The sequence below is a fragment of the Ruegeria sp. AP12 genome (genome assembly GCF_056540025.1).
Genome location: NZ_JBQFVZ010000001.1, coordinates 1,557,697 through 1,569,387, shown reverse-complemented (window position 1 = coordinate 1,569,387; position 11,691 = coordinate 1,557,697). Strand labels below are relative to the sequence as shown.

The following is an 11,691-nucleotide window of genomic DNA, read 5'->3' as shown; positions in this document are numbered from 1 at the left end:
AACTATGGAAACCACCATCCTCTTTGCCCCGTTGGTGGGCGCGCTGCTCTGCGGGTTTGGCTGGCGCTTTATTGGCGAAAAGGCCGCCATGTGGACCGCCACGGGCCTCCTGTTCCTCGCCTGTCTGCTGTCGTGGATCGTCTTCCTGACCTACGATGGCCAGACCCAGCAGATCGAAATCCTGCGCTGGATCGAGAGCGGCTCGCTGTCGACAAGCTGGGCGATCCGTCTGGACCGGCTGACCGCGATCATGCTGATTGTGGTGACGACGGTCTCGGCGCTCGTCCACCTTTACTCCTTTGGCTACATGGACCACGACCCGCAATGGCGTGAGGGTGAAAGCTACAAGCCGCGTTTCTTTGCCTATCTGTCCTTCTTCACCTTCGCGATGCTGATGCTGGTGACAGCGGACAATCTGGTGCAGATGTTCTTTGGTTGGGAGGGCGTGGGCGTCGCGTCCTACCTGCTGATCGGATTTTATTACCGCAAATCCAGCGCCAATGCGGCGGCGATGAAGGCGTTTATCGTCAACCGTGTCGGGGATTTCGGCTTTGCACTGGGGATCTTCGCGATCTTCTTCCTGACCGACAGCATCAATTTCTCGGACGTTTTCGCCTCGGCCCCGACGCTGGCCGAAACGCAACTGACCTTCCTGTGGGGGGAGTGGACGGCGATTGAGGTGATCTGCGTCCTGCTGTTCATCGGCGCGATGGGGAAATCGGCACAGTTGATCCTGCACACCTGGTTGCCGGACGCGATGGAGGGCCCGACGCCTGTGTCGGCCCTGATCCACGCCGCGACCATGGTGACGGCGGGCGTGTTCCTGGTCTGCCGCATGTCACCGCTGATGGAGTTCGCGCCGGGCGCCACCGCGTTCATCACCTTCCTTGGTGCCTCGACCGCGTTTTTTGCGGCGACCGTGGGGCTGGTGCAGACCGACATCAAACGCGTCATCGCCTATTCGACCTGTTCGCAACTGGGCTATATGTTCGTGGCGGCGGGCGTCGGCATGTACTCGGCGGCGATGTTCCACCTGCTGACACACGCCTTCTTCAAGGCGCTGTTGTTCCTTGGCGCGGGTTCGGTGATCCACGCCATGCATCACGAGCAGGAGATGACTGAATATGGCGGGCTGCGGAAGAAGATCCCCTATACCTTCTGGGCGATGATGATCGGCACGCTGGCGATCACCGGTGTGGGGATCCCGCTGACCACGTTCGGCTTTGCCGGCTTCCTGTCCAAGGACGCCATCATCGAAAGCGCCTTTGCCGGTGGAACGGGCTATGCCTTCTGGATGCTGGTGATCGCCGCTGTCTTCACCTCGTTCTACAGCTGGCGGCTGATCTTCCTGACTTTCTATGGCGAGCCGCGCGGCGACAAGCACACGCATGACCACGCCCATGAAAGCCCGTTGACCATGCTGATCCCGCTTGGCGCGCTGTCTATCGGGGCCGTCTTTGCCGGGATGATCTGGTATAGCAACTTCTTTGGCCATACCGACAAGGTTGGCAAGTTCTATGGCATCCCCGTAGCCGAAGCATCCGAACACGCCGAAGGGCATGATGACGCGACCCATGCCGAGCACGTCGCCGATGGAACCGCTGATGCGCATCATGGGGACGAAGACCATGCGGATGACGCACATGCAGATGCGGGTCATGCGGATGACAGCCATGGAGAGAAAGACGCCCATGGCGGCGACCATCACTACGTGTTTGCGGGTGAGCCGGGCGAAGGCGCGCTGTATATCGCACCCGACAATACCGTGCTGGACGATGCCCATGCAGTTCCGAAATGGGTCAAGGTCTCGCCCTTCGTGGCAATGCTGCTGGGCTTTGTCGTGGCCTATTGGTTCTACATCGTGAACACCACGTTGCCCGCGCGCTTGGCCGCAAACCAGCGTCCGTTGTACCTGTTCCTGCTGAACAAATGGTACTTTGACGAGATCTATGACGCGGTCTTTGTCAAACCCACCGTGGCCCTTGGCCGGTTCCTGTGGAAACGCGGCGACGGCAATACAATCGACGGTTTCCTGAACGGAGTAGCCATGGGCGTTGTTCCCTTCTTCACCCGCCTCGCAGGCAAGGCGCAGACCGGGTACATCTTCACCTATGCCTTCTGGATGGTGCTGGGCATCGCGGCCCTTGTGACCTGGATGTCGATCGGCGGAGGGGCGCAATAATGGACAATATCCTTTCCATCGTCACCTTCATCCCGGCCATCGCAGCGGGCATTCTGGCTCTTTTCCTGCACGGCAACGACGCGGCGGCGCAACGCAATGCCAAATGGGTCGCCTTGCTGGCGACCACGGTGACCTTCCTTGTCTCGATCGGCATCTACACCGGCTTTGACCCCAACGACACCGGCTTTCAGATGGTGGAAGAGGGTGAATGGCTGTTGGGCCTGAAATACAAGATGGGCGTGGACGGGATCAGCGTTCTGTTCGTGCTGCTGACCACATTCATCATGCCGCTGACCATTCTGGCCAGCTGGCAGGTGACGGACCGCGTCAAGGAATACATGGTGGCCTTCCTGCTGCTGGAAACGCTGATGCTGGGCGTGTTCATGGCGCTGGATCTGGTGCTGTTCTACCTGTTCTTCGAGGCAGGCCTGATCCCGATGTTCCTGATCATCGGCATCTGGGGCGGCAAGGACCGCATTTATGCCAGCTTCAAATTCTTCCTCTACACCTTCCTCGGCTCGGTACTGATGCTGGTGGCGATGGTTGCGATGTATGCCGATGCGGGCACCACGGATATCGAGGCGCTGATGACCCATCAGTTCTCCTCCGAAGGGTTCAGCGTGTTGGGCGTCTATATCGTCGGCGGTATGCAGACGCTGATGTTCCTGGCTTTCTTTGCCTCGTTCGCAGTGAAGATGCCGATGTGGCCGGTCCACACCTGGTTGCCGGATGCGCACGTGCAGGCACCAACGGCGGGTTCGGTCGTGCTGGCGGCGATCCTGTTGAAAATGGGCGGCTATGGCTTCCTGCGGTTCAGCCTGCCGATGTTCCCGGTGGGGTCAGCGGTGATGACCGATCTGGTGCTGTGGATGTCGGCGATTGCTGTCGTCTACACCTCGCTGGTCGCGCTGGTGCAGGAGGATATGAAAAAGCTGATCGCTTACTCTTCGGTCGCGCATATGGGTTTTGTGACCATGGGTATCTTTGCGGCGAACCAGCAAGGGATTGACGGCGCGATCTTCCAAATGCTGAGCCACGGGTTCATTTCGGCCGCGCTGTTCCTTTGCGTCGGCGTGATCTATGACCGGATGCACACCCGCGATATCGAGGCCTATGGCGGTCTGGTGATCCGGATGCCTGCGTATGCGCTGGTTTTCATGCTGTTCACTATGGCGAATGTCGGCCTGCCGGGGACGTCCGGGTTCATCGGCGAATTCCTGACCCTGATGGGAGCCTTCCAGGTCAACACATGGGTCACCGCGGTGGCTGCGACCGGTGTGATCTTCTCGGCTGGCTATGCGCTGTGGCTGTACCGCCGGGTGGTGTTTGGCGATCTGATCAAGGAAAGCCTCAAGGCGATGACGGACATGAGCTCGCGCGAGCGGCTGATCTTTGCGCCACTGATCGTGATGACCATCCTGCTGGGCGTCTACCCATCGCTGGTCACGGATGTGATCGGCAACTCGACCGCCGCGCTGATTTCGAACTATGACACGGCTCTGGCCGCGGCTGAGGCTGCGACCCAGACGGCCGCCTCGCATTAAGGAGGCTTTGGAGACATGATCCAGGCTGATCTGACAATAATCCTGCCGGAAATCGTTCTGGCCGTATATGCGATGGTGGCTCTGATCGGGGCCGTCTATACGACGAAAGACGGGCTGGCCCCGGTTCTGGTCTGGACCACCGCTGGCCTGATGGCGCTGCTGGCGATCTGGATTGCCACCAACGGCGACGGCACCAACGTGGCCTTCAACGGCATGTTCGTCGATGACGGCTTTGCCCGCTTTGCCAAAGTCGCGATCTTGCTATCCGCCGCCGCCGTTCTGGTCATGAGCCAGGAATACATGGCCCGCCGGGGTGTGCTGCGCTTTGAGTATCCGTTGCTGGTGGCCCTGGCCGCTGTGGGCATGATGATGATGGTCAGCGCAGGCGATCTGATGTCGCTGTATATGGGGCTGGAGCTGCAATCCCTGGCCCTTTACGTCGTGGCCGCGCTGCGCCGCGACAGTGCGAAATCGACCGAGGCCGGTTTGAAGTATTTCGTGCTGGGCGCGCTCAGCTCGGGCCTTCTGCTATATGGCGCGTCGCTGGTTTATGGCTTCACCGGAACCACCCTGTTTTCGGGCATCATCGCGACTGTACAGGCCGGAGATGTCTCGGTTGGCCTGCTGTTTGGTCTGATCTTCCTGATCTCGGGTTTGGCCTTCAAGGTCTCGGCGGTGCCGTTCCATATGTGGACGCCGGACGTGTACGAGGGCTCTCCGACCCCGATTACCGCGTTCTTTGCAACCGCGCCGAAAGTGGCGGCGATGGCCCTGTTCGCGCGGCTGCTGCATGACGCATTTGGCGGCATCGTGAAAGACTGGCAACAAGTGATCGTGCTGCTGTCTGTGCTGTCGATGCTGCTGGGTGCGGTCGCCGCCATTGGGCAGCGGGACATCAAGCGCCTGATGGCGTTCTCGTCGATTGCGCATATGGGCTATGCGCTGATCGGTCTGGCCGCAGGGACCGAGTTGGGCATCAAGGCGATGCTGATGTATCTGGCCATTTACGTGACCATGAATATCGGCACCTTCGCCTTCATCCTGATGATGGAACGTGATGGCAAACCCGTCACCGACATCGACGCCTTGCGCCAGTATTCCAGGCATGATCCGGGCAAGGCGCTGGCGGTTCTGATCCTGATGTTCAGCCTTGCCGGCGTGCCGCCGATGCTTGGGTTCTTCGCCAAGTTCGGGGTCTGGCAGGCGGGCGTCAGCGCGGGTCTGACGGGTCTGGTCATCGTCTCGGCCATCGCCTCGGTCATCGGTGCGTTCTATTACCTGCGGATCGTGTTCTACATGTATTTCGGGGCCGAGAACGAGGAACCGATCGAAACGCGGTCATCGCCCGTATTGTGGGTCGCCCTGATGGGATCGGCAGCCCTGATGCTGATCGGCGTATTCTATCAGTTCGGTGTCGAGGGCGCAGCGGCGGCTGCGGCGGCCACGCTTGTCAACTGATCGTCTTAAACACTGTGAAGGAGGGGCTCGGTCGCGCGACCGGGCCTTTTTGATATGACCAAATGGCCCCAAGGCTACGGCCTGCACGAAGTGCAGGAAGTTGATAGCACACTGAACGAAGCGGCGCGCATCGCCCCAAACGCCAGCGGTCCGGTGTGGATCATGGCGCATCACCAAACCGCAGCGCGCGGTCGGCGCGGGCGGGCCTGGGCGAACCCCATGGGCAATCTGGCCGCGACCTTGCTGATGTGTCCGCAAGGTGCACCGGAACAATCGGCTTTGCGCAGCTTCGTGGCCGCGCTGGCCCTGTTTGACGCCTGTGTGGCTGTCACCGGGCGGGCGGACGGTCTGTCGCTGAAATGGCCCAATGATGTGCTGCTGAATGGCGGCAAGCTGGCGGGAATCCTGTTGGAAAGCACCGGGCAGGGGCGCGGCGTGGCCCATCTGGCCATCGGCATTGGCGTAAATCTGGCCTCGGCCCCCGACCCCGAGGCGGTGGAACCCGGTGCAATGCGCCCTGTTTCATTGCTGTCGGAAACCGGGGCCCATGTCACGCCCGAGGATTTCCTGACCGAACTCGCCGCCGCCTATGCCCGTTACGAGACCCAGTTTGTCACCTATGGGTTCGAGCCGATCCGCACCGCCTGGCTGGCCCGCGCGGCGCGTCTGGGTGAGGTCATCACCGCCCGTACCGGAACGTCAGAGACGGTGGGCACCTTCGAAACGGTGGACGCGGGGGGCAACCTTGTCCTAAACACCGCGAAAGGCCGCGTGAGCATTCCCGCGGCGGATGTGTATTTCTGAAAGGGGCGCAGATGCTTCTGGCCATCGATTGCGGCAACACGAACACCGTATTCTCGATCTGGGATGGCGAAACCTTCCTGTGCACCCTACGCACGTCGACCCATCATTCGCGCACGGCGGACGCCTATTTCACCTGGTATTCGACGCTGGTGAAACATTACGGCATCGAGGCCGAGATCACGGATGTGATTATCGCCTCGACCGTGCCGCGCGTGGTGTTCAACCTTCGTATATTTGCGGATCGGTTCTTTGGCTGCCGGCCATGGGTGGTGGGTAAACCCGATTGCCTGTTGCCTGTGACGCCCCGCGTGGATGAAGGCACCGTGCCTGGCCCGGATCGTCTGGCCAACGCGGTCGGGGCGTTTGACCGGCATGGCGGCAATGTGGTGGTGGTGGATTTCGGCACCGCGACCAATTTCGACGTCGTGGCCGCCGACGGCGCTTATGTCGGCGGTATCATTGCGCCGGGGGTGAACCTCAGCCTGGAGGCTTTGCATCAGGGCGCTGCGGCGTTGCCGCATATCGACATTACGCGGCCGGACAAAGTGATTGGCACGAATACGGTTGGCTGTATCCAATCCGGCGTGTATTGGGGCTATTCCGGTCTGATCGAGGGGCTGATCGCCCGCATCAAGGCCGAATACGGAATGCCGATGAAAGTCGTTGGAACCGGAGGGCTCGCACCCTTGTTCGATCAGGCCGACGTGGGGTTCGACGCAATCGAAGATGATCTGACGATGCACGGCCTGACCGTGATCCATCGCTATAACAAGGAAAATGGCTCGACATGAGCAGCGAAAGACTGATCTACCTGCCGCTGGGCGGGGCCGGTGAAATCGGCATGAATGCCTATGTGTATGGCTATGGTGAGCCGGGCAAAGAACGCTTGATCCTCGTCGATCTTGGGGTGACGTTTCCGGATATGGATACCACGCCGGGGGTTGATCTGATCCACGCCGATATTTCATGGCTGCAGGACCGCGCCGACCGGCTTGAGGCGATCTTTATCACCCACGCGCACGAAGATCACGTGGGCGCCGTGGCCCATTGTTACGAAGCACTTGGCGCGCCGGTCTATGCACGTGCTTTCACCGCCAATATCGCCCGCCGCAAGATGGACGAACATGGCCACCCCGAAGACTCGGTGCGCACCGCCTCGGCCTGGCCCGAGCAGGTCTCGGCTGGTCCGTTCACCGTGGGTTTCCTGCCGGTCTCGCATTCGATCCCCGAAAGCGCGGCGCTGGTGATCGACACGCCTGCGGGCCGGATCGTGCATTCGGGCGATTTCAAACTGGACGCGAACCCGGTTGTGGGGGAACCGTTTGACCCGGACCTGTGGACCGAGGTTGCCAAATCGGGCGTCAAGGCGCTGGTCTGTGACAGCACCAATGTGTTTTCAGCCCATCCCGGACGCTCGGAATCCGAAGTTGGGCCCGAGATCACAAAACTGGTTGAAAGCGCCCAAGGTATGGTTGTGGCGACCACCTTTGCGTCGAACGTGGCGCGGGTGAAGACATTGGCAGAGGCCGGGCAGCGCGCCGGGCGGTCGGTTGTTCTGCTGGGCCGCGCCATGCGCCGGATGATCGAGGCGGCGACGGAAACCGGCATCCTGTCGGACTTCCCCAAGGTGATCAGCGCCGAAGAGGCGGTGGACCTGCCGCGCCAGAACCTGATGCTGATCGTGACCGGCAGTCAGGGTGAACGCCGCGCCGCCAGCGCGCAACTGGCACGCGGCAAGTATCGCGGGATCGAACTGAAAGAGGGCGATCTGTTCCTGTTCTCTTCCAAGACCATTCCCGGAAACGAGCGCGGCGTGATCTTCATCATGAACCAGCTCAGCGAAAAGGGCGTGGATGTGGTCGATGACAGCTCGGGGCTGTATCACGTCTCGGGCCACGCCAACCGGCCTGATCTTGAGAAGGTGCACGCGCTGACTGACGCTCAGATGGTCATCCCGATGCACGGCGAACACCGCCACCTGCGCGAACATGCGAAACTGGCCGAGGCTGGCGGGCGGACCGGTATCCTTGCCGTCAACGGCACCATGCTGGACCTGACCGGCAATGCGCCCAAGGTTGTGGATTATGTCGAGACCGGACGCACCTATCTGGACGGCACCGTCAAGATCGGCGCGCTGGACGGCATTGTCCGCGACCGTATTCGCATGGCGCTGAACGGGCATGTCACCGTCACGGTCATTCTGGATGAAGAGGACGAGCCGCTGGGTGAACCCTGGTGCGATATGATGGGCCTACCGGAAACCGGAACCTCGCGGGCCGTTTTGGTCGAGGTGCTGGAGGAAGACCTGAACCAGTTCCTGATGCGGGCCGAAGCCAAGACCCTGCGCGACGATGACAAGCTGGAAGAGGCGATGCGCCGGATCGTGCGTCAGACCGCCAAGACCGAGATCGGCAAGAAGCCCGAAGTTACCGTTGTGATCAGCCGGATGAAGTAAGTCCGGCGTCAGTCGGCATCCGGCATCGGGTATCCGCGCAGGCGCAGAAACAGGCTGGCCTCATCCTGGTTCTGGTAGAAGGGAACCGATGCCGGTGGCGTCGGATCGGTCACGCGCGCTGCGATTTCGGCCAGAACAACTTCGGTGATGAAGGGCAGGTCCAGATCACGGGCGCGGTCCAGCTGGACCCATTGCAGATGCGACAGCTCGTCCGAGGCACGGCTGAAATCGTCCAGATCGCCCTTAATCTCATCCGCATCGACCAGAAAGAACCGCGCATCAAATCGACGTGGGCGACCGGGCGGCGTGACCGCGCGAAAAACGAACTGTAAGCCTTTGGCGGATGGCAGAAATCCCATGTCGGCAAATTGCGCCCAATCCTCGGGCACGGTTGCGGGCCAAGCGCCGGGCTGACCCAGAACCAGTCCGGTTTCTTCCCACAATTCGCGTATCGCAGCGGCGGCCAGCGCGGTTTGCAGATCGGGCGCGGATTGTTCGGCAAGCCGGTCATGACACAAACCGGGCAGCGGCGTGGCCAAAGGAATATTCCCGTCCGACGGGTCAACCGCGCCGCCGGGGAAAACAAACTTGTTGGGCATGAACACGGCATTGGTGCCGCGTTGCCCCATCAGGATCGATGGATCCGTCAGGCGATTGCGCAAGACAATGACTGTCGCCGCGTCCCGTATTGCTGTTTTGTCGATGCTCATGCGTGGCCGGTTCCGATGGATGACCTCATGAGGCTTTCTCGAACCCGTTCATCCGGCGCGCCCATTGATAGGCCACCATGGCCCCCTTCAGGCGGGGCAGCAGGTACAGCGATAGCGCCACACAGGCAATGGAAAAGCCGATGGCCATGGTCCACGGATCCGGCCGCCAATGCACGTACGAGACGTGCAGCGCGGGGGCCAGCAGGTGCCCGACCACCAGAATCGTCAGGTATGCCGGGCCATCATCGGCGCGGTGATGAAACAGCTCCTGCCCGCAGTTCGGGCAGTGGTCGTTCACCTTCAGATAGCTATGCAGCAGCTTGCCCTCACCACATTTGGGGCACCGGCCACGAAAGCCTTTGACCAAAGCAGGCCATGTCGGGCGCTCATCTTCGGTCGGGGTCTCGATCGTCTGGTCCATAATATAACTCATGCGCTCATCTTTGCCGGATATTGCGCCTTGTGCCCGCGAGTTTAAAGGGGGGTGCGTCGCTTTGTGCCGATGCGGGCAACGACGCGCCCAAGCCAAATATCAAAAAAAGTTTGACCTTTGCGACGGAAACCCCGGCGCGCCCCGTTTGAATGGATATGAGCAGCGGTGATGAGGCCGCGTCAAACAAGGGAAACCAACCATGAAAAACTCAACTTTCATTGCGGGTATCGTACTTGCAGCAGTCGCCATCACAGGCACATCCGTTCTGGCGGCGGGGCCCAAAGATCGTGAGCCCGTTTCGTTTCAGGAACTGGACGCAAACGGAGATGGGCAGATCACCAAGGACGAGATGACCGCCCATCGCAATGCGCGGTTCACGACGGCAGATACCGATGGCGACGGCCAATTGAGCGTCGAAGAAATGCAGGCGGCGGCCCAGAAACGGTCGGACGAGCGTATCACCAAGATGTTCGAAGAGCATGACGCCAACGCCGATGGCTTTCTGAGCCAGGATGAGTTGCCGAAACCACGCCGGGCTGACAAGATGTTTGACCGGATCGATGCGGATGACAGCGGCAGCATCTCGGAACAGGAATTTGCCGATGCAAAAGACAAAATGGGCCGGCATCACAAAAAGCGTCACAAGGCGGGCGCCGACAATAACTGATGCGGGATGGAGGATCTGACCTCCCATCCAGATACAGGTTGCGGCGGTGATGCCGCTGCAACCGACCTTGGCGACGATGTGTTGCTGAGGCAGTTTGCCGACGGCGATGCCGGGGCCGCGCGGCTTTTGACCGACCGTCTGGGGTCGCGCAGCTATTCGGTGGCTTTGCGTATGTTGGGAAACCGGGCCGAGGCGGAAGACATCACGCAAGAGGCGATGATGCGGCTGTGGCAGATGGCACCGGATTGGGTGCCGGGGCAGGCCAAGGTCTCAACTTGGCTATACCGGGTGACGCTGAACCTGTGTGTGGATCTGCGGCGCAAGAAACGGCCCGAGGCCTTGTCGGATGTACCCGAACCCGAGGACGATGGTGTCAGCGTGGTTGAACGCATGCAGCAAGAGGCGCGCAAGGATGCATTGCAGGCGGCCTTGTCACAATTGCCGGATCGGCAAAGACAGGCGGTTATCCTGCGCCATATCGAGGAATTGCCCAACCCCGAGATTGCCGGGATCATGGGGATATCGGTAGAAGCGGTCGAAAGTCTGACCGCGCGGGGAAAACGCAGCCTGGCTGCCAATCTGGCCAGACGACGGGATGAACTGGGGTATGAAAATGGCTGATGACGACATGGAACTGGATGATCTGTTTGCCCAGGCAAGGGCGCAGCGCGACGACCTGCCGGATGGTCTGGCCGTGCGCATTCAGACCGATGCCGAGGCGGTTCGCCTGCAACGTCTGAAAGCCCGGAAGCCGGTCGACCCCCGACCATGGGTCCGTTTTCTAGAACAGATCGGCGGCTGGCAGGGGTTTGGCGGCCTGATCGCGGCCAGTGCCGCGGGTGTCTGGATCGGGTTTTCCGCTCCTGCCTTTCTGCCCGACCCGGCCAGTTTGGTGACGTCACAGGACACGTCCTATTTGATAGCGGATTTGGGCTTTGACACTAGTTTTCTGGAGGCCACGGAATGAGCGCGGAAACCAAACCAAAACGGCGTTGGATGCCGATTGTTCTGGCCCTCTCACTGGCCCTGAACCTGTTGATTGTCGGGATTGCTGCGGGGACGGTTCTTCGGTTGAAAGGCGGTGACCACGCCAAGGGCCCACCGGGTTTTGGCCCCGCCTTGTATCGCGCTTTGCCCAAAGACGACCGCAAATCCCTGCGCGGGGAATTGTCGGGGTTGCACCGGGAACGTTCAGGTAACCGGGCGCGGGATTTTGCAGCGATCAGCCAGGCATTGCGCGCGGTGCCGTTCGATCCGGCGGCTGTTGAGGTTCTGTTGCAGCAACAGGCACAGGAAACGGCCCAATTGCAAGCTGCGTTACAAACTCAATGGTTGGCGCGTGTCTCGGCGATGTCGGATGCAGAACGTCAGGGTTATGCCGAGCGGCTGGAAGAGGTTGTTCAGCGTGGCCACCGCAAGCACAAGAAGCACGATTGAT

General features: G+C 60.7%; 12 protein-coding genes. 10 read left to right on the top strand and 2 right to left on the bottom strand.

Annotated features, from left to right (window positions below; translation table 11 throughout):
- Positions 1-4: 4 nt before the first annotated feature.
- Genes nuoL through ACR0E6_RS07665 form a run of 6 tightly spaced genes read left to right on the top strand, consistent with a single transcriptional unit; the run spans position 5 to position 8,443 of the window.
- Positions 5-2,182 carry an NADH-quinone oxidoreductase subunit L gene (nuoL, locus tag ACR0E6_RS07690; RefSeq protein WP_480582114.1) on the top strand — a complete coding sequence of 726 codons (2,178 nt, stop codon included), beginning with the start codon at positions 5-7 and terminating at the stop codon, positions 2,180-2,182.
- A complete protein-coding gene (locus tag ACR0E6_RS07685; protein ID WP_170451917.1) occupies positions 2,182-3,726 on the top strand; it encodes an NADH-quinone oxidoreductase subunit M in 1,545 nt (514 codons plus the stop codon). Before nuoL ends, ACR0E6_RS07685 begins: the two co-directional genes overlap by 1 nt.
- A 15-nt stretch (positions 3,727-3,741) precedes the next feature.
- A complete protein-coding gene (gene nuoN / locus ACR0E6_RS07680; RefSeq protein WP_480582111.1) occupies positions 3,742-5,184 on the top strand; it encodes an NADH-quinone oxidoreductase subunit NuoN in 1,443 nt (480 codons plus the stop codon).
- Between the two features lie 54 nt (positions 5,185-5,238).
- Positions 5,239-5,988, top strand: a complete 750-nt coding sequence (locus tag ACR0E6_RS07675) for a biotin--[acetyl-CoA-carboxylase] ligase (RefSeq protein WP_480582109.1) — start codon at positions 5,239-5,241, stop codon at positions 5,986-5,988.
- 11 nt (positions 5,989-5,999) lie between these two features.
- Positions 6,000-6,779, top strand: a complete 780-nt coding sequence (locus tag ACR0E6_RS07670; protein ID WP_170523570.1) for a type III pantothenate kinase — start codon at positions 6,000-6,002, stop codon at positions 6,777-6,779.
- Positions 6,776-8,443 carry a ribonuclease J gene (locus ACR0E6_RS07665; RefSeq protein ID WP_480582107.1) on the top strand — a complete coding sequence of 556 codons (1,668 nt, stop codon included), beginning with the start codon at positions 6,776-6,778 and terminating at the stop codon, positions 8,441-8,443. The genes ACR0E6_RS07670 and ACR0E6_RS07665 overlap by 4 nt, the downstream gene beginning before the upstream one ends.
- Before the next feature lie 8 nt (positions 8,444-8,451).
- Here ACR0E6_RS07665 and ACR0E6_RS07660 read toward each other — a convergent pair whose 3' ends face one another.
- Positions 8,452-9,153: an NUDIX hydrolase gene (locus ACR0E6_RS07660; RefSeq protein WP_170630450.1), complete on the bottom strand. Its 702-nt coding sequence runs from the start codon at positions 9,151-9,153 to the stop codon at positions 8,452-8,454.
- A gap of 25 nt (positions 9,154-9,178) precedes the next feature.
- Entirely contained in the window at positions 9,179-9,586 is a 408-nt protein-coding gene (locus ACR0E6_RS07655; protein WP_480582104.1) for a DUF983 domain-containing protein, read from the bottom strand.
- Positions 9,587-9,785: 199 nt separating this feature from the next.
- Between ACR0E6_RS07655 and ACR0E6_RS07650 the strand changes: the two genes are divergently transcribed.
- From ACR0E6_RS07650 to ACR0E6_RS07635, 4 genes are read left to right on the top strand one after another with little or no spacing between them, the layout of a single operon-like run.
- Complete coding sequence (locus ACR0E6_RS07650) at positions 9,786-10,253, top strand: EF-hand domain-containing protein (RefSeq protein WP_170630449.1); 468 nt, start codon at positions 9,786-9,788, stop codon at positions 10,251-10,253.
- Positions 10,254-10,259: 6 nt separating this feature from the next.
- On the top strand, positions 10,260-10,874 hold the full coding sequence (locus tag ACR0E6_RS07645) for an RNA polymerase sigma factor (RefSeq protein WP_480582101.1): 615 nt from the start codon (positions 10,260-10,262) through the stop codon (positions 10,872-10,874).
- Positions 10,867-11,220: a hypothetical protein gene (locus ACR0E6_RS07640; RefSeq protein ID WP_480582098.1), complete on the top strand. Its 354-nt coding sequence runs from the start codon at positions 10,867-10,869 to the stop codon at positions 11,218-11,220. Before ACR0E6_RS07645 ends, ACR0E6_RS07640 begins: the two co-directional genes overlap by 8 nt.
- Complete coding sequence (locus tag ACR0E6_RS07635) at positions 11,217-11,690, top strand: periplasmic heavy metal sensor (RefSeq protein WP_480582095.1); 474 nt, start codon at positions 11,217-11,219, stop codon at positions 11,688-11,690. Before ACR0E6_RS07640 ends, ACR0E6_RS07635 begins: the two co-directional genes overlap by 4 nt.
- Position 11,691 lies beyond the last annotated feature (1 nt).